14 protein-coding genes and 2 pseudogenes are annotated in these 17,551 nt (G+C 62.6%); 9 read left to right on the top strand and 7 right to left on the bottom strand.

Going from position 1 to position 17,551, the window contains the following annotated elements; genetic code table 11:
- Positions 1–5: 5 nt before the first annotated feature.
- The 4 genes from FY112_RS17570 to FY112_RS17555 form a co-directional block, all read right to left on the bottom strand.
- Entirely contained in the window at positions 6–3,329 is a 3,324-nt protein-coding gene (locus FY112_RS17570) for a transglutaminase family protein (protein ID WP_151518964.1), read from the bottom strand.
- 102 nt (positions 3,330–3,431) lie between these two features.
- Positions 3,432–4,814 carry a sensor histidine kinase gene (locus tag FY112_RS17565; RefSeq protein ID WP_151518963.1) on the bottom strand — a complete coding sequence of 461 codons (1,383 nt, stop codon included), beginning with the start codon at positions 4,812–4,814 and terminating at the stop codon, positions 3,432–3,434.
- Positions 4,811–5,488: a response regulator transcription factor gene (locus tag FY112_RS17560; protein WP_027667773.1), complete on the bottom strand. Its 678-nt coding sequence runs from the start codon at positions 5,486–5,488 to the stop codon at positions 4,811–4,813. Before FY112_RS17560 ends, FY112_RS17565 begins: the two co-directional genes overlap by 4 nt.
- Before the next feature lie 198 nt (positions 5,489–5,686).
- Complete coding sequence (locus FY112_RS17555; protein WP_017962101.1) at positions 5,687–7,555, bottom strand: adenylate/guanylate cyclase domain-containing protein; 1,869 nt, start codon at positions 7,553–7,555, stop codon at positions 5,687–5,689.
- Positions 7,556–7,990: 435 nt separating this feature from the next.
- Between FY112_RS17555 and FY112_RS37890 the strand changes: the two are divergent.
- The 6 genes and pseudogenes from FY112_RS37890 to FY112_RS36805 all read left to right on the top strand — a co-directional run.
- A pseudogene (locus tag FY112_RS37890) lies at positions 7,991–8,857 on the top strand (ornithine carbamoyltransferase); the annotation flags it as partial.
- Between the two features lie 66 nt (positions 8,858–8,923).
- On the top strand, positions 8,924–9,970 hold the full coding sequence (locus FY112_RS37885; RefSeq protein ID WP_131629300.1) for an ABC transporter substrate-binding protein: 1,047 nt from the start codon (positions 8,924–8,926) through the stop codon (positions 9,968–9,970).
- 379 nt (positions 9,971–10,349) lie between these two features.
- Positions 10,350–11,294 (top strand): tripartite tricarboxylate transporter substrate binding protein, encoded by a 945-nt coding sequence (locus FY112_RS17545; RefSeq protein WP_026158883.1) that lies wholly within the window; start codon positions 10,350–10,352, stop codon positions 11,292–11,294.
- Positions 11,291–11,782, top strand: a complete 492-nt coding sequence (locus tag FY112_RS17540; protein ID WP_151518961.1) for a tripartite tricarboxylate transporter TctB family protein — start codon at positions 11,291–11,293, stop codon at positions 11,780–11,782. The genes FY112_RS17545 and FY112_RS17540 overlap by 4 nt, the downstream gene beginning before the upstream one ends.
- Before the next feature lie 88 nt (positions 11,783–11,870).
- A complete protein-coding gene (locus tag FY112_RS17535) occupies positions 11,871–13,388 on the top strand; it encodes a tripartite tricarboxylate transporter permease (protein ID WP_151518960.1) in 1,518 nt (505 codons plus the stop codon).
- Between the two features lie 156 nt (positions 13,389–13,544).
- Positions 13,545–13,715 (top strand): hypothetical protein, encoded by a 171-nt coding sequence (locus tag FY112_RS36805; RefSeq protein ID WP_003542890.1) that lies wholly within the window; start codon positions 13,545–13,547, stop codon positions 13,713–13,715.
- 99 nt (positions 13,716–13,814) lie between these two features.
- Here the strand turns inward: FY112_RS36805 and FY112_RS17530 are convergent, their stop codons facing one another.
- Entirely contained in the window at positions 13,815–14,906 is a 1,092-nt protein-coding gene (locus tag FY112_RS17530) for a DUF475 domain-containing protein (RefSeq protein WP_151518959.1), read from the bottom strand.
- A 353-nt stretch (positions 14,907–15,259) separates the two neighbouring features.
- Between FY112_RS17530 and FY112_RS17525 the strand changes: the two genes are divergently transcribed.
- Both FY112_RS17525 and FY112_RS17520 read left to right on the top strand, forming a co-directional pair.
- A complete protein-coding gene (locus FY112_RS17525) occupies positions 15,260–15,490 on the top strand; it encodes a hypothetical protein (RefSeq protein ID WP_151518958.1) in 231 nt (76 codons plus the stop codon).
- A gap of 57 nt (positions 15,491–15,547) precedes the next feature.
- Entirely contained in the window at positions 15,548–15,736 is a 189-nt protein-coding gene (locus FY112_RS17520; RefSeq protein ID WP_027667764.1) for a hypothetical protein, read from the top strand.
- A gap of 56 nt (positions 15,737–15,792) precedes the next feature.
- Here the strand turns inward: FY112_RS17520 and FY112_RS17515 are convergent, their stop codons facing one another.
- Complete coding sequence (locus FY112_RS17515; RefSeq protein ID WP_017962091.1) at positions 15,793–16,305, bottom strand: MgtC/SapB family protein; 513 nt, start codon at positions 16,303–16,305, stop codon at positions 15,793–15,795.
- A 220-nt stretch (positions 16,306–16,525) separates the two neighbouring features.
- Here FY112_RS17515 and FY112_RS17510 point away from each other — a divergent pair, with 220 nt between their 5' ends.
- On the top strand, positions 16,526–17,263 hold the full coding sequence (locus FY112_RS17510; RefSeq protein WP_026158881.1) for a hypothetical protein: 738 nt from the start codon (positions 16,526–16,528) through the stop codon (positions 17,261–17,263).
- A 6-nt stretch (positions 17,264–17,269) separates the two neighbouring features.
- Here the strand turns inward: FY112_RS17510 and FY112_RS37880 are convergent.
- Positions 17,270–17,551 (bottom strand): annotated as a pseudogene (locus FY112_RS37880) (hypothetical protein); the annotation flags it as partial.

Below are 17,551 nucleotides of genomic sequence, written 5' to 3'. Positions count from 1 at the left end.
CGGCCTCAAACCCCGGCGGGCCGCCTGAGATCCAGCGTCAGCGGGAATTCCGGCGAACCCGTCTCGACGCGCGGAATGTATCCGCCCGCCGTATGCCCCCACGGCTCGAATCGGGTGAGCCGTCTTGCTTCCGCCTCGTTACCGTTGACCGGGAAGGTGTCATAGGTCCGGCCACCTGGATGAGCAACATGATAGATGCAGCCGCCGATCGAACGCTTCGACCATGTATCATAAATGTCAAAAGTCAAAGGGGTGTTGATCGGCAGGACGGGGTGCAGGCCCGAGGCCGGCTGCCACGCCTTGTAGCGGACGCCGGCGACCGACACGCCCGATGTACCGGTCGGCGTCAGCGGCAAGGTGCGGCCGTTGCAGGTGACGGTATAACGCGAGGCATTGTTGGTTTCGAGTCGCACCTGAAGGCGTTCGACGGAGCTGTCGACGTAGCGGGCGGTGCCGCCCGGCGCGCCTTCCTCGCCCATGACATGCCAGGGCTCCAGCGCCTGGCGCAGTTCCAGCTTCGAGCCCTCGTATTCGACTTCGCCGCAGAAGGGGAAGCGGAATTCGAGCTGGGCCTTGAACCATTCCGGGCTGACATCGAAGCCATTTTCGCGAAGGTCGGCAAGCACGTCGAGGAAGTCGGCCCAGACGAAATGCGGCAGCATGAAACGGTCATGCAGGGTCGTACCCCAGCGGACGAACTTGCCGTCGACTGGATTGACCCAGAAACGGGCGATCAGCGCGCGCACCAGCAATTGCTGGGCAAGCGACATGCGTGCGTTGGGCGGCATCTCGAAACCGCGGAACTCGATGAGGCCGAGCCGTCCTGTCGGGCCGTCGGGCGAGAATAGCTTGTCGATGCAGATCTCGGCACGGTGGGTGTTGCCGGTGACGTCGGTCAGAAGATTACGGAACAGGCGGTCGACGAGCCAGGGCAGCGGCTGCTGACCGCGGCTGGGGTCGATCTGCGCCATGGCGATCTCCAGCTCGTAGAGGCTGTCGTGACGAGCCTCGTCGATGCGCGGCGCCTGGCTGGTTGGGCCGATGAACATGCCGGAGAAGAGGTAGGAGAGCGAGGGGTGGCGCTGCCAGTGGAGGACCACGCTCTTCAGGAGGTCGGGACGGCGCAGGAAGGGGCTGTTGTTCGGATTGGCGCTGCCGACGACGACATGGTTGCCGCCGCCGGTGCCGGTATGGCGGCCGTCGATCATGAACTTGTCGGCGCCGAGCCGGGTGGCGCGTGCCTCCTCGTAGATCGCCGTGGTGATGTCGACGCAGTCCTTCCAGTTGGAGGCCGGATGGATGTTGACCTCGATGACACCGGGATCCGGGGCGACGCGGATGACGTTGATGCGCTCGTCCTGCGGCGGCGGGTAACCTTCGATATGGACGGGAAGCTTGAGCTCGGCAGCGGCGTTTTCGGCAGCGGCGATCAGCTCGAGATAATCCTCGATGCGCTCCACCGGCGGCATGAAGATGCAGAGCCTGCCGTCGCGCGGCTCGACCGACATGGCGGTGCGCACGGCGCCGCGGAGTTCGCCGAGCGTCTGTTCGATCCGGCCGCGATTGCTCTCGTCGGCATGGAAAGAGGCTTCCGGCATGGCCCGGCCGGCCGGTACGAAGACATCAGGCAGCGGTTCGCGCGGGATCGTCGGATCGGCGGGGTGGATATAGGGGTAACGCGCCGGGGGAACATAGGGCAGCGTGCCGAGCGGCAGGCGGTAACCGATCGGACTGTCGCCCGGGACGAGGAAGATCTTGCCGCGGCGGGTGCGCCATTTCTCACTGACCCAGACTCGGCTTTCCGCTGCCCTGGCATTCCATGCCTGGACCGGAAGGATGTAACCGGTCGGAGTCGTGAGGCCGCGGGCGAAGACGCGGGCGATGCGATTGCGCTCCTCGGGATCCTTCAGCTTCGAATTCGCCGGATCGACATTTTCGGGAAGGCTGCCTTCCTTGATGATCCAGTCAGCGGGATCCTCATAGGCCGGCTGCACCATATCGGGCTTGATCGCCAGCTCCTTTGCGATCGCCGTCAGGAGCTTTTCGGCATCCTCGGCTTTGACGCCGGTATCCTTGCCTTCGGCGGCGACCAGGTCGAGGTTCTGCCAGACCGGTTTGCCGTCGCGGCGCCAGTAGAGCGAGAAGGTCCAGCGCGGCAGGCTTTCGCCCGGATACCATTTGCCCTGGCCATAATGCAGGAAACCGCCGGGGGCGAAGCGTTCGTGCAGCTTGCGGATCAGGATGTCGGCCTTTTCGCGCTTGGTCGGGCCGACCGCGGCGGTGTTCCACTCCTCGGACTGAAAATCGTCGATCGAAACGAAGGTCGGTTCGCCGCCCATCGTCAGATGTACGTCCTCGGCTTCGAGGACACGGTCGACTTTTTCGCCGAGTTCGTTGAGCTCCTCCCAGCTTTCATCGGAGAAGGGCTTGGTGATGCGCGGGTGCTCGGCGACGCGCGAGACCTTCATGTCGAAGGCGAATTCGGTTTCGGCCTCGCCGAAATAACCGCCGGAAATCGGAGCGGCGTTGCGATAATGCGGCGTGGCGGCAAGCGGGATGTGGCTTTCGCCGGTCAGCAGGCCAGAAGTCGGATCGAGGCCGACCCAGCCGGCGCCAGGCAGATAGACCTCCGCCCAGGCATGCAGGTCGGTGAAATCGACTTCGGTGCCGGAAGGGCCGTCAAGCGCCTTCAGATCCGGCGTCAGCTGAATGAGGTAGCCGGAGACGAAGCGGGCGGCGAGGCCGAGATGGCGAAGGATCTGGACGAGCAGCCAGCTGGTGTCGCGGCAGGAGCCCTTGGCGCTTTCCAGCGTTTCCTCCGGCGTCTGCACGCCGGTTTCCATGCGGATGACATAGCCGATCTGTCTCTGCAGGCGGGCATTCAGGCCGACGATCATATCGACTGTCGGCTGGTCGGGCGACCAGTCGAGCGTCGGCAGCAGCGCCTTGAGGCGCGGACCGGCCGGCTCCGGCGTCATGTAGATCGACAGATCTTCCTGGATCGTTTCAGGGTATCCGAAGGGCCACTTGGTTGCCTCTTCCTCGACGAAGAAGTCGAAGGGATTGTAGACCGTCATGTCGGCGACGAGATCGACCTCGATCTTGAATTCGGTCACCGGGTCCGGAAAGACATAGCGGGCAAGGTAATTGCCATAAGGGTCTTGCTGCAGGTTGACGAAATGGTTGGAGGGCGTGACCTTCAGCGAGTGGCTGAGCACCCGAGTCTTCGAATGCGAGGCAGGTTTCAGCCGGATAATCTGTGGGCCGAGGCGGACCGGCTTGTCATAGGTGTAATGCGTCAGATGATAGATGCTGGCTTTGATCGACATATTTCTCTTTTTATCCGGCTCGCATCGTCGTGCGGCTTGCTGTTCCCAAAATCAGTGTGTGCAATGCAGCGAAAGAAAGCAAGGCGGAAAGGTCGACGGCTTTTACGCTGCCTTGGCAAAGGTGACGGCCGCCTTCAGGCCCTTGCCGTCCGAACCCGGCTCCAGCGTCAGTGCGGCATTGAAAAGATTGGCGATTTCTTCGACGATCGGCAGGCCGAGGCCGGCGCCTGGGGCACCGGAATCATTGCCTCGCGAAAAACGCCGGCGCACTGCCTCCAGCTTCTCGGGCGGGATGCCGGGACCGTTGTCCTCGATTTCGAGGCGGATCGTCTCTGACGCGGCAATGATACGGACGGTGACCTCCGCCCCCTTGCCGGCATAGGCGATGGCATTGCCGGCAAGGTTGCGTAGCATTTCGCCGATCAGCAGCGGCTCGGCGCGGACCATCGCCGGGCTCTCGCCCTCGAAGCCAAGATCGATGCCGGCGACGGCGGCCGTCGGGATCTGCTCGCCGGTGATCTCCTGGGCAATGGCGGCGAGATCGATGGCGGAGGCGGTCAACGCCTCCTTGGCGGTGGCGGCGTCGATCTTGGCCATCAGCAGAAGCTGGGCAAGGATACGCTCGGCATGCGCCACCGCCTGGTCGCCCTTCAGTGCTGCCGCCTGAGCCTCATCGAGCGAGCCGGCACGGGCGGAAAGGGCGAGCTGAGTGCGGATGATCGCCAGCGGGGTGCGCAACTGATGGCTGGCATTGCCGGTGAAATGGCGGAGCGCATCCAGCGCCGACTGTAGTCGAACCATGAAGGAATTTACCGTATCGACCAGCGGCTCGACCTCGCTCGGCACGGTCTGCCTAATCGGATGCAGGTCATCGGGGCTGCGTTCGCCGATGGCGTCGCCGAGCTTGTAGAGCGGGCGCAGAGCCACCGTGACCGAGATCCAGACGATGACCGCCGCGCCCGCGATCATGAAGGCGAGGCGGAGTGCGGAGCGGACGAGGATCGCCTGCGCCAACTGCCGGCGGGCGATGGTGGTTTCGGCGACCGTCACCACGAAGGGCACGGAGCGGATGCCTGTCGAGGCCGAGCGCTCGAGTGTGGCGACGCGGATCGGCTCGCCGCGGAAGGTGTCGTCGGCGAAGGCGGCGGCATCGCCCGGCGTCTTCTTGAGGACCGGCAGGGACTGGTAGCCGGTGATGAATTGGCCCGGCGGGCCGTCGACGCGGTAGAAGACGCGATCCTGCGCGGCCGAGGTCAGCATTTCAAGTGCGACATAGGGGATATCGACCTGCAGCGTGCCGTCCTCGGCGACGACGACGCGCTCGGCGATCGCCAGCGCGGAACCGGCGAGTACGCGATCGGAGACGATATTGGAGGTCTGGACCGCCTCGCGATAGGTATCGGCGAGTGCCAGCGTGCCGATGACGGCGGTGGAGACGAGCAACCAGAAGAGCAGCCGGCGCCTGAGGGAATAGGCGGCTTTCATGAGGCCTCGGGCAGTTTGTCGAGATAATAGCCGATGCCGCGGGCGGTCTTGACGGTCAGGCCGTGCGGCGACAGGCGCTTACGCAGACGGCTGACATATTGCTCGATGGCGTTTGCCGAAATGTCGTCGTCGAAGGCCGTCAGCGATTGAATGATCGCCTCCTTGGCGACGACCTTGCCGGCCCGCATGAAGAGGATTTCGAGCAGGCCGAGTTCCCGGGCGGGAATATCGAGTGGCGTTGCGCCTGATGAAAAGGTGCGGGAATTGAGATCGAAGGAGATGCCGCCGAAGCCGACGGTCGCCGAACGCAGCCCGGCCTGGCGGCGCAGCAGCACGCGCACGCGGGCCTCGAATTCGGCGATATCGAAGGGCTTGATCAGATAATCGTCAGCGCCGAGATCGAGCCCCTTCACTCGCTCTTCCGGCGTGCCGCGCGCGGTCAGGATGAGGACGGCCGCCTGGTTCTGTCGGGCGCGCATGGCGCGCAGCACGTCGAGCCCATCCATCTCGGGCAGGTTAAGGTCAAGGATCACCAGATCGAAATTTTCAGCGGCGATGACCGCATCGGCGGACGCTCCGTCATGGACGACATCGACGGCATGGCCCGTGCCGCGCAAGATCGCCGACAGGCCGTCGGCCAGCGCGATATTGTCTTCGGTGAGCAGGATGCGCACGGATGTTTCCCCTGTTTTTCAAGGGAGATTACAGAGATGAAGCAGGGATGTCACAGCGATTTTCAGGCTTACAGCGACGCGCGTCCTTCAGACGCGCAAAGGACGCTGTAACACTTTGAATCTACGGATCGTGCTTTCCGAAAATCGATTCCGATTTTCGGGACGATGCGCCAGTGAACGGCCGGGAAAAGCTCGACCTCAGCTCCCGGTCCTTTCGATACGCTCGCGCTGCGTCATCGCGGCGGCGAGGAGTTTCTGGAAGCGGGGATCGTCGCGGATGTTGTCGAGATCGGAATCATTATCGAACCATTTGATGTGGTAGACGGAGCTGTTCGGCAGCAGCTTCTCCAGCAGATCGATCGCCTGGTCGACGTCACCGAGGACGGAGTAGACGCAGGCGAGATTATACTGCGCGACGATGTCGTCGGGATCGATGGCGATCGCGCGGTCGGCCCAGTCGCGTGCCCTTGCCGCATCGCCGAGATGGGCAAGCGCCAGCGCGCCGCGATGGGCGGGGCCTGAATTTTCTGGATTGAGGTTGAGGGCGCGTTCGGCGCGCAACAGACCGAGGCGCGCCCAGTTTTCCGTATCCAGCACCCTTCCGAGCGAGCGATAGGCGGACATCAGATGGATCGGCGAGACGTAGTCATCAGAGCGGATTGCGGCGGCGCGGGTGAAATATTGCACGGATTCGGCGAAGTTGCCGTGCATGAAGAAGAACCGGGCATAGTGGAAGTTCGCCTCGAAGAGGTTCGGGTCGAGCGCCAGGGCACGTTCGAAGGCCGCCGCCGCCCTATCGTCATAGCCGCTCTGATGCAGGGCGAGACCATGGGAAGCGTGGGCTTCGGGAAGGTCAGGATCGAGCTCAAGAGCGCGGGCGCTCATCTCGAGGATGCGCCTCAGCGGCACGTCATCAGGCGCCCAATCGCGGATCGCCGCGTCGCAATCGGCGATGCCGGCATAGGCGCGGGCATAGTCCGGATCGAGCTCGACCGCCTTGCAGAACATGCGCCTTGCGAGCTCCAGATAGGATTTGGTCCAGGTGTGAGAGAGCTGGCGGCCTCTGAGATAATAGGTATAGGCCTCGACATTAGCGGTCGGCTCAGTCGCGATCGCCTTCTTCTCCTCCGGCAACAGACGCACCTTCAACTGGCCGACGATCGCATGGGTGATCTCGTCCTGGATGGCGAAGATGTCGGTCATGTCGCGGTCGTAACGCTCGGCCCAGAGATGGTCGCCATTGGCGGTGTCGATTAGCTGGCCGGAAATGCGCACGCGATTGCCGACGATGCGCACACTTCCCTCGAGCACGTAGCGCACGCCAAGCTCCTGGGCGAGGCGCTTCACCTTTACCGATATGCCCTTGTAGGTGAAGATCGTATTGCGCGGCACGACGTGCAGGCTGGAGATCTTGGAGAGATCGGTGATGATGTCTTCGGTGATACCGTCGGAGAAATAATCCTGGTCGGCATCGCCGCTCATATTGGTGAAGGGCAGCACCGCGATGAAGCAGGTGTTGCGGTTCTGCGCGACCAATCTGGCGGAGGAAGGCGGCGCTAAGCTGACGGTGTAGACCTGAACGGGCTGCCGGATGTTCTTCAGCATATGTTCGCCAATGAATTCGAAGCCGAGATTGAGGCGCGAGCCGACCTGCTCGCGCACCGAGGCCGACACGGCGATGCCGCCCGGCGCTGCGATGCGCTCGAGCCTGGCGGCGAGATTGACCCCATCTCCGAATATGTCGCCGTTCTCGACCACGACGTCGCCGAGATTGATGCCGATGCGAAATTCGACGCGCTCGTCCTTGGGCACGTTCTCGTTACGGGCTGCCATGCTGCGCTGGATTTCGGCGGCGCAGGCGACCGCATTCACCACGCTCTGGAATTCGGCAAGGATACCGTCGCCGGTGAGTTTGACGATCCGGCCCTTGTAATCCGAAATACGAATGTCGACCAGCTCGCAGCGATGGCGGTTCAGCGCCTGCAACGTGCCGGATTCATCGATGCCCATCAGTCGGCTGTAGCCGACGACGTCTGCAGCAAGAATAGCGCTCAGTCGTCGTTCCATGACCCCTCCCATGGATCTTTCCAGTTTAGTCTAGCTTTTCATAGAGTTTTTGTCGCGTAGAGTCGTCCCCCGAATAATAAATTCGGGCGGTCTCGACGTTTTTAACGCGGCAGCGCGACCGTATAGCGTCGTCGATCTTCATCAATACTCTAAACGGGTGAAGGACGGAGCCAATCGCTAATCCTTTGTGATGAAAAGACAATTCACATCGGAGAAAAATGGAATGTTCTGCTGTGACCGACACTTCCCGGGTCGGTATCATAAAACCGATCGCCGATCGATTTAAGGCTTGAGCCGGACCCAGGGGCATAGCTTGGAAGACGAATCGCGAGGGTATCCAACGCGGTATGCAATGTAATTCGCGGTTGCTTCGGCGATTGCGGTGAGCTCACCGAAGGGTATTGTGGCGACGTTTCATGCCTGATGGGGATTTGAATGACAGGTTCGGCCCGGAATTTTCTGGAGTTTCATGATGTTCCGGAGGCCGGGCTTCGGTCGGTCATCGGTCGCGCCAGTGAGCTTGCCAAAGCCTGGGATGAGCGCACGATGCCGCAGAGCCTTGCGGGCAAACGCGTCGCCCTGATTGTCGATGACGGCGGATGGCGCAATACCACCGCCTTTGATCTCGGCATCCAGGCGATGGGCGGCATCTGCGCGCATGTGCCGATCGGCTTCAATGCCAGCGAGGAAACCGGCGATCTCTCCGGGTATCTCGGCAACTGGTTCGACATGCTGGTGATCCGCACGAGGGAATTTGCGACGTTGAAGGCGGTGGCGGCAGCCTTGCCGGTGCCTGTCATCAATGCGCGCACACGCTCCAACCACCCTTGCGAGACGCTCGGCGACCTTGCCTATATCAACAGCCGGCGCGGCTCCATCGACGGGTTGAAGGTGGTTGGCGTGGCGGCGGACGCAAATATCCTTCGCTCCTGGGCCGAAGCGTCGATCGCGTTGCCGATCGAGGTGGTGCAGGTCTATCCTGAACGCTGGCACATCAGCGATCCCGCGCTGCTCAATGGACGCTTCCGTGTGAGCACCGATATGGGCGAACTATCGGATGCCGACGTCGTCATCACCGATTCATGGCCGGGTGACGCTGCCGAGGAGGCACTTGCCGGTTACCGGATCGGGACCGATGTGCTCGATCGTTTGCGGGAGGATGCGATCTTCCTGCCGTGCCCGCCGGTTACGCGCGGCCAGGAGGTGGCGGCCGAGGCGATGGAACATCCGCTCTGCCGGAGCCGCGCCGCCAAGGCTTTCCTGTTGCACGCGCAGAATGCCCTGATGGAGTGGGCCGGCGCCCAGTCCGGCGCCCTTGCTCCTCCTGGCGCGCTCAGGCATTGTTGCTGCATGAGGAGAGTTTTCATCTTGCTGCTGGCGTTCTGGCCGGGCTTTGCGCTCGCCGATCCGGTCTTCTATCCGGCGAAGTCGGGCAATGCCGATGCGCCGGTGCTGACGGTTTATTCTTCGCTCGACGAACCCCTGGCGCAGCCGATGATCCGGGGTTTCCAGGACGCCAATCCCGATGTCGCGGTCAAATATGAGGATATGCTGACCGGCGACATCTACGACCGGATCGTCAGGGAGACGGATGCCGGCAAGAAGACGGCGGATTTCGCCTTCTCCTCGGCAATGGACCTGCAGGTGAAGCTTTCCAACGACGGGTATGCACAGGTCAGCAACCTGCCGATGAGTGCAGCATGGCCAAAATGGGCAAACTGGCGCAATACCGCCTATGCGCTCACCTTCGAGCCGGCGGTGTTCGTCTATCACAAGCCGAGCTTTGCACACGAGCCGGTGCCGAGTTCGCGGGCTGAATTCGTCGACTATCTGAAGCGCAAGGGCAACGAGGTCTATGGGCGGATCGGCACCTACGATATCGAGCGTTCCGGCGTCGGTTTTCTCTTCATGGCCCGCGACCAGGAGCAGTTCGGCGACATCTGGTCGGTGATCGGGGCGATGGGGGCTGCCGGCGTCAAGCTTTATTCGACGAGTTCGGCGATCCTCGAACGCGTTGCCGATGGGCGCTTCGTGCTCGGCTACAATATTCTCGGCTCCTATGCGGCCGATTGGGCCTCGCGCTATCCCGATGTCGGCATCGTGCTGCCGAAGGATTATACGGTGGTGATGTCGCGGATCGGGCTGGTGCCGCAGGCCGCCGCCGAGCCGGAGCTCGGTCGGCGTTACCTTACCTTTTTCATGTCGAGGGAAGGGCAGACAATCATGGCGCGCGAGCTGCAGATCCCGGCCGTCAGCCCCGAGGTGGCAGGGGAAAATACCGCCAATACGCTGCAGGAACTGCTCGGCGCCCAACTGCGGCCGGTGCCGGTCAGCCCCGGGCTGATGGTCTATCTCGACCAGGTGAAGCGGGCGCGGCTGATCGCGCACTGGAACGAGGTTCTGCGGACGCAGTGAAGGCGTCAGCTTTCAGCCGGTTCGCCCTCTTTACAGAGCTTTGGGTCGCTCCGCCCGTAGCTCTCGTCGGATGAGGCTCGCAGCCGTACTTCGGCGGCGGGTAATGCATTCGCCATCGGCAGTGATGAACCAGGATTTAGATCGGCACCTACCAATTACGGCAAAAAAGTGTCATCTCCTCTGGATATCTCGCCGATGTCAGCTAAATGACAGGTTGTTGTGGTCGCTTTGGCTACTTCTTCTCCGTGGAGGCGGAGAGCTGAAGCCTTGGGAGGTATTCCGCTCGTCATTCAGGACGCTTGCGTCCGCTGGCCGGCCATTCCTCCCGATTCCCAGAGAACAACAGGCGGTCTGCTCAGCCGCCACGGAGGACATCATCGTGAAGCATACGTTCATCGCAACCCTTCTTGCCGCGACCATCGCGCTGCCGGCATATGCGGCCGATTACACCATCATCGCGCCCGCCGCTCCCGGCGGCGGCTGGGACCAGACTGCCCGCTCGCTGCAGACCGCGCTGCAGCAGGAGAAGATCTCCGGCAACGTGCAGGTCCAGAACGTCCCAGGCGCCGGAGGCACGATCGGGCTTGCGCAGTTCAGCAGCCAGGCTGCCGGCAACCCGAATTCTCTGATCGTCGGCGGCTATGTCATGGTCGGCGCGATTCTCACCAACAAGTCGCCGGTGACGCTCAAGGATGTCACGCCGATCGCCCGCCTGACCGGCGAATATGAGGCCGTCGTCGTTCCCGCTGCATCCGAGATCAAGACCATGGCCGATCTTGTTGCGGCGCTGAAGAAGGATCCGGGTTCGGTTTCCTGGGGTGGCGGTTCGGCCGGCGGCACCGACCATATCACCGTTGGCCTGATCGCCAAAGCCTCCGGTGTCGATCCGACCAAGATCAACTATGTCGCCTTCTCCGGCGGCGGTGAAGCGCTCGCCGCAATTCTCGGCGGCCAGGTCACGGCCGGCGTCTCGAGCTATAGCGAGTTCGAATCGCAGGTGAAATCCGGCACGCTCCGCCTTCTCGCCGTCTCCAGCGAAAAGCGTATCGACGGCGTCGATGCGCCGACGCTGAAGGAAGCCGGCACCGACGTCACCATCCAGAACTGGCGCATGGTCGCCGCTGCTCCCGGCCTGTCGGCAGAACAGGTGGCAAGCGTCACCGCCGATTTCGAGAAGCTGCACAGCTCCGCCACCTGGCAGGAAACGCTGAAGACCAAGGGCTGGGCCGACACCTATCTGTCCGGCGATGCCTTCAAGGCGCAGCTCGAAAAGGACATCTCGGCCACTGAGAGCATTCTCAAAGACATCGGACTTGTTCAATGAGCGAGGATAACACCTCCTCGGCAACCGAGCGCCGCCCTGATTGGGCGGCGTTCATCATTGCCGTTTTCCTCTTCGTCGTTGCCGGCGTGATGGCCTGGGATGCCTTGCATCTGAAAACGATCGCGCAATACGATCGCATCGGTCCGGCGACAGCGCCTCAAATGGTGGCATTTGGCCTCTTCTGTCTCGGGATCTGGACCGCCTTCGAAGCCTGGCGCGGCGATTTTCCGGAGCGTGACCGGCAGGAAGTCGCACCCGTCATCTGGATCGTCGCCGGTCTTGCCAGCCAGATGCTGCTCCTGCGCGTCGCCGGCTTCTCGATCGCAACCGGCATCCTCTTCGCGCTGACGGCACGCGGCTTCGGCAAACGCAAGCTCTGGATCTCGCTGCCGCTTGGTATCGTCTTCAGCTTCGTCGTCTGGGCGATCTTCTCGCAGCTGCTGCAGCTGACGCTGCCGGCCGGGCCGCTGGAACATCTGTTCTTCTGACCGCGCGGGACGCGCTGTCAGCTCTTTTGATTTTGCGCGGCGCCCGGTTGCGAAACGCACGGCCGGGAATGCCGCTTGGGACACCAAGATGAGCACATTCGAATTTCTATGGCAGGGTATCCTGGTTGCGATGCAGCCGATGAACCTGGTTTATGCGCTGGTCGGCGTGACGCTCGGCACCGCCGTCGGCGTGCTTCCCGGCATCGGCCCGGCACTCACCGTGGCGCTGCTGTTGCCCGTCACCTACAAGCTCGATCCCGGCGGCTCGCTGATCATGTTCGCCGGCATCTATTACGGCGGCATGTATGGCGGTTCGACGACCTCGATCCTGCTCAACACGCCGGGTGAAAGCGCTTCGATCGTCACCGCGCTCGAGGGCAACAAGATGGCGCGCGCCGGGCGCGGCGGACCGGCGCTGGCGACAGCAGCGATCGGCTCCTTCGTCGCCGGCCTGATCGCCACGCTCGGGCTCGCCTTCATCGCTCCCTATATCGTCAAGCTGGCGCTGGTCTTCGGGCCGCGCGAATATTTCGCGCTGATGGTGCTCGCCTTCGTCACCGTCTCCTCGGCCTTCGGCGATTCGGCATTGAGGGGCCTGACCTCGCTGTTCATCGGCTTTGCGCTCGCCATGGTCGGCATCGACCAGCAGACGGGGCAGGCCAGGCTTACCTTCGGCATTCCCGACCTGCTCGACGGCGTCGAGGTAACGACGCTTGCCGTGGCGATGTTTGCGATCGGCGAGACGCTTTATATAGCCGCGCAGGGCAACCGGATCGCGGAGAAGGTCGAGGCGGTCAAGGGTTCACTCTGGATGAATGCGGAGGACTGGTCACGTTCGTGGAAGCCGTGGCTGCGCGGCACGCTGATCGGTTTCCCGATCGGCGCAATGCCGGCGGGCGGCGCTGAAATCGGTACCTTCCTCTCCTATGCCACCGAAAAGCGGCTGGCGAAAAACCCGGAAGAGTTCGGCCATGGCGCGATCGAAGGCGTGGCCGGTCCCGAGGCTGCGAACAATGCATCGGCCGCCGGCACACTGGTGCCGCTTCTGACGCTCGGCCTGCCGACGACGGCGACGGCGGCGATCATGCTTGCCGGCTTCCAGCAATACGGGCTGCAGCCGGGGCCGCTGTTGTTTGCCACCAATCCGCAGCTCGTCTGGGGGCTGATCGCTAGCCTGCTCATCGCCAATGCGATGCTCTTGGTGCTGAACCTGCCGATGATCGGGCTCTGGGTGCGGCTGCTGACCGTTCCGAAGCCGTGGCTCTATGCCGGCATCCTGCTGTTTGCGACGCTCGGGACGATCGGCGCCAATCCGTCGGTGTTCGAGCTCGGCATGCTGCTCGCCTTCGGCCTGCTCGGCTATGTGATGCGGCTCTTCGGCTATCCGATCGCGCCTGCCGTCGTCGGCCTGATCCTCGGGCCGCTTGCCGAACAGCAGCTGCGCCGGGCGCTGGCAATCAGCCAGGGCGATGTGACGACGCTGGTGATGTCGCCGATCGCGGCAGGCCTGCTCATCGTTGCAGCGGCCGCCTTCCTCATCCCGCTGATCCTGCGGCTGCGCGGCAGGGGCCAGGTGCTCTCGCAACTGGCGGCAAACGAAGACTAAAAGAAAAAGACCACCCACCCCTCCCTCGAGGTCGGCCATGGAGACATGCGCCGGCCTCCTGTTTTTGCATGGCTGAGGTGATTTTCTGAGCATTGTGGAGGTCTGTGCGCGATGCCATCTATGAGTGGTCAATCATAGAGCAAGAGGAAAAGGACAATGTCCGCACTTCGCAATTCAGTCCGTACCGGCTTCTTTGGCCGCGCATTCGCCGTCCTTGGTGCCGCAAACGCCGTCAGCGCTGCTGTCGAAGCCGGTCGCCGCCCGCGCGCCAACGACCTCACCACACTCGGTATCGACCCGGCCTCCTTCGGTCAGGTCTCCCGCTGAGACCTTCAAGTCATGCATGAATGAATTAGCCCGCAACCGGATGGTCGCGGGCTTTATTTTTAGCTGCAAGGGTGGCGCGCACCGCGGCTTCTTGCATCGTCAGGCGTGAAGCTCCTCCTGCCGGGCGCCGTGATCCTCCACCTTTTCGCGCCTGTTGTGGCGGATGGACGACCAGAGGGACAGGCCGATCAAGGCCGCGCCGCCGAGGCCGGTGATAACCTCGGGGATATGGACCAGGGTCTGCGCATACATGATCACCGAGAGAATCAGGATGGCGTAGAAGGCGCCATGCTCGAGATAGCGGTATTCGGCAAGCGTTCCCTTCTCCACCAGCATGATCGTCATCGAGCGCACGTACATGGCGCCGATGCCAAGGCCGATCGCGATGACGAAGAGGTTCTGCGTCAGCGCGAAGGCGCCAATGACGCCGTCGAAGGAAAAGCTTGCATCCAGCACCTCCAGATAGATGAAGGCGCCAAGACCGCCCTTGGCGGCAGCACTCATCGTCTTTTGCGAGGCATCGAGCAGCCCGCCGACCACCTCGACCGCGAGGAAGGTGAGCAGGCCGTAGATGGCGCAATTGACGAAGACGGTGGCTTCCTCCCCGCCGATCAGCCAGGAGAAAACCAGCATCAGCGCGAGCACGACGGCGATTTCGATACCCTTGATGGCGGCCGAACGCGCCATTACCCTTTCCAGGCCGGGAAGCCAGTGGATTTCCTTCTTGTAGTCAAAGAAGTAGTTGAGGCCGACCATCATCAGGAAGGTGCCGCCGAAGGCTGCGATCGGCAGATGCGCGTCGTTCATGATGCGGGCATATTCGGCCGGCTCGCGTGCGGCAAGCACCAGAGCATCCCACGGGCCGATCTGTGCCGCGATCGCGACGATTGCCAGCGGGAAGACGATGCGCATGCCGAAGACGGCGATGATGATGCCCCAGGTGAGGAAGCGCTGCTGCCAGACCGGCGTCATCTCCTTCAGCTTGTTGGCGTTGACGATGGCATTATCGAAGGAGAGCGAGATCTCCAGCACCGCAAGCACCGTGCAGATGAAGAAGACGGTCGCCATGCCGCCGATCGTACCGGTCGTCTGCCAGCCGAGCACCGCGCCGAGAACGAGGCCGAGAGCAGTGACGATGAAAGCCCAGCGGAAATAGCTGAGCGAAGAGTTATGGGTCACGGGTTGATTCATGGCCGCACCTCGCGGCCGCAAATCGTGTTGAAGAGGGTCGATGTATGGGAAAAACGCGGCACGCCACAACGGGCACGCGGGTCAGGCATGGTGAGCTTGTTCATCGATGAAAAATCCGCCGGCTAAGCTGCAGGCGGTACCGACATCACGAGAGCGCCGTAAAAACTCTCGCCAGAGGGGCCCGGCACCAAAGTTCCCCGTCAGCCGATGTCTGGAAGGCTGCGGGATAGGCTCTAGGTAATGAACTTCGCGGGCCAGTCAAGGCCGGTCGTCACACCGGGATGGGGTGATTTTTTTTGGAACCATCCCGACGCCCGCCCGTTAGGCTCAGGTTGAGCTTAAAAAGGAGGCCGATGATGCACACTTCGACCCATCTTCCCGACAAACGCACAGAGGCGTCCGACCGCATGAAGCGGGCGAAGCCGAACCGCATGCAGAAGGCGCAGGTGCTGCCGCCGCATCATGTCGACCTGACACTGACGCCCGGCATCTACCACGACATTCACGTACCGGCCCATGTTAGCGGCGCCGATCTTTCCAAGGGCGGCCCCGACATCAAGGGCAATGTAGGGACCAAGAAATAACGGGTATTCCGGAAGCCTCCGGCGCGAACGGTAGATTTGAAACAGGGTGAGAAACATATGACGATCAACTTTGTGCCCCGCGAGATCTTCATCCGGCACGAAAATGAATGGCAGGCCGTACGTGAGGCGGCGGACGAACGCATCAATATTGGCAAACGCCAGAAGCCGCTCTCCGTCGGCGGCACGGCATTGGTTGGGAAAAGCGATCCTTCGGCTACACGCGCTGAACGACCAACAGCCGAATGACCAACTGAAGCGCACGTGACACGAGCGCCCGGCGTGATGCCGGGCGCTTTGTTTTTCTATTTGTGTTCATCGCGATCGACACGCTGTCCGGAATTATAGCCGAACCATTTTTCGAGCTTGCCGAAGGCGAAGAGCACGCAGATGGCAGCGAGCGTGGTGAAGAAGGCGATCGGCCAATAGCCGAAGCCCATGGCGAGGCCGATCGCGCCGGAGAGCCACATGCCGGCGCCCGTCGTCAGCCCGTGCACCCGACCTCTTGCAAAGACGATCATGCCGGCGGCGAGGAAGGCGACGCCGGCGGTGACGGCTTCTATGACGCGCAGCGGATCGATGCGCACCTGATCGTCATCGGTAAAACCCGGCATGTGCACTGCCTCGATCGAGATGATGGCAAAGAGGGCAGCGGCAAGACTGATCAGAATATGGGTGCGGAAGCCCGCCGGGCGGTCGCGGGCCTCACGTTCGAAACCGATCAGCCCGCCGAAGACGATGGCGCCGAAGAGGCGGGCGAAGATGACGGGATAGTGGATACGCGACGCCGGTATTATGTCGGCGATAATCAGATCCATGGATTTTTCCCCCAGAAAGATGGAATTTTTCGCTGGCTAACGTCTGGGCGCGGAATTTGTTCAGCTTTTCCCTGTTGCGTTTCGGCAGTGCCGTTGGCCTCTCCGGTGCGTTCAGGTCATTGGAAGGAAAGTTCGGCGAACCAGGCGTCATCCTGTCGCCGCGCCAACCTTTCGGAAAGGATTGAGCAGCGATAATCCCGGCATCACGGGAATCGGACAGATGGCCAAGACAGCGACACGAGGCCGCCGCAAAGCGCCGGCAAGAGGAAAGAGCAAAGCGCGCAGCAGCGGGGGCGGATTGCTGTCCTGGGCGGTGATCGGCATTGCCGCGATCGGCGGCATCGTCGCCCACGACCATTGGAAGAGCATTCAGCCGATGATTGCAAGGCAATCGACGCCGATCACACGGGACACGGCGGAGCCGAGGCCTGTCGTCAAGAAGGACGCGCCGCCGAAGCAGGTGGCGCTTGCCGCACCCACGCCGAAAGTCCCAGTACCGCAGTTGCTGCCGCAGCCGCAGCCGCAGCCGCTGCCGCCGGCCGCGATCCCGACGCCGATGATCCAGCCGATAAAGGCAGTGCCGTCGCCGGCCTCCGCTGCTGTTTCGGAAGCCAGGACAGTCGCCTTCGGCTATTGCGGGCAGGGCGCCCATATCAATTGCGTCGGCGACGGTGGCGTCTTCTGGTACAAAGGCGAGAAGATCGTGATTGCCGACATGGCAAGCCCGGCGGTCGACCGGGCGCGCTGTGACGGCGAGCGCCGGGTGGCCTTTGCCGCAAAGTCGCGGCTGCTGGCGCTTCTGAACGCCGGACCCTTCACCATGAATGCGGCGGGTAAGGCCGAGTCCTCCGGCGCGCCGCGCGTCGTCTCGCGCGACGGGCGCTCTTTCGGCGCGCAGCTGATCAATGAGGGCCTGGCACGCAAGCCAGGGGCCGCCGGCAGCGCCTGGTGCGCTTGAGGGCGGCTACTTACCCTTCTTCACCAGCTTGCCGCCGGTGCGGAAGCTGCCGGTGAAGGAGGAGTCCTTGCTTTCGGCGGTGCATTCGATCGCGATCGCCTTGCCGGCATAGGGGTTGCCGAAGGTGCAGAAGCCGGCGACCTTGACCTCTCCGGTCATCTTGTTGCCGACACCCGTGGTGACGAGGCTGAGCGGCAGGCGGGCATTGCCGTTGGAGGCAGGCTTGATGCCGCTGCCGTCGCCCTGGAAGCCCAGCGCCTTGCCATCCGAGGTGAAGATGAAGGTCAC

This window comes from Rhizobium sp. PEPV16, from assembly GCF_008919455.1.
Lineage (GTDB): Bacteria > Pseudomonadota > Alphaproteobacteria > Rhizobiales > Rhizobiaceae > Rhizobium > Rhizobium leguminosarum_Q.
Note: the sequence above shows the minus strand (reverse complement) of the source record. Positions and strands in the feature narration are given on the sequence as shown.

Bases quoted from the DNA above. Each gene is read 5' to 3' on its own strand.
- FY112_RS17515 (WP_017962091.1), bottom strand. From the start codon at position 16,305: ATGGATCTGATTATCGCCGACATAATACCGGCGTCGCGTATCCACTAT.
- FY112_RS17525 (WP_151518958.1), top strand. From the start codon at position 15,260: ATGATGCACACTTCGACCCATCTTCCCGACAAACGCACAGAGGCGTCC.
- FY112_RS17555 (WP_017962101.1), bottom strand. From the start codon at position 7,555: ATGGAACGACGACTGAGCGCTATTCTTGCTGCAGACGTCGTCGGCTAC.
- FY112_RS36805 (WP_003542890.1), top strand. From the start codon at position 13,545: ATGTCCGCACTTCGCAATTCAGTCCGTACCGGCTTCTTTGGCCGCGCA.
- FY112_RS17565 (WP_151518963.1), bottom strand. From the start codon at position 4,814: ATGAAAGCCGCCTATTCCCTCAGGCGCCGGCTGCTCTTCTGGTTGCTC.
- FY112_RS17520 (WP_027667764.1), top strand. From the start codon at position 15,548: ATGACGATCAACTTTGTGCCCCGCGAGATCTTCATCCGGCACGAAAAT.
- FY112_RS17510 (WP_026158881.1), top strand. From the start codon at position 16,526: ATGGCCAAGACAGCGACACGAGGCCGCCGCAAAGCGCCGGCAAGAGGA.
- FY112_RS17570 (WP_151518964.1), bottom strand. From the start codon at position 3,329: ATGTCGATCAAAGCCAGCATCTATCATCTGACGCATTACACCTATGAC.
- FY112_RS17535 (WP_151518960.1), top strand. From the start codon at position 11,871: ATGAGCACATTCGAATTTCTATGGCAGGGTATCCTGGTTGCGATGCAG.
- FY112_RS17540 (WP_151518961.1), top strand. From the start codon at position 11,291: ATGAGCGAGGATAACACCTCCTCGGCAACCGAGCGCCGCCCTGATTGG.
- FY112_RS17530 (WP_151518959.1), bottom strand. From the start codon at position 14,906: ATGAATCAACCCGTGACCCATAACTCTTCGCTCAGCTATTTCCGCTGG.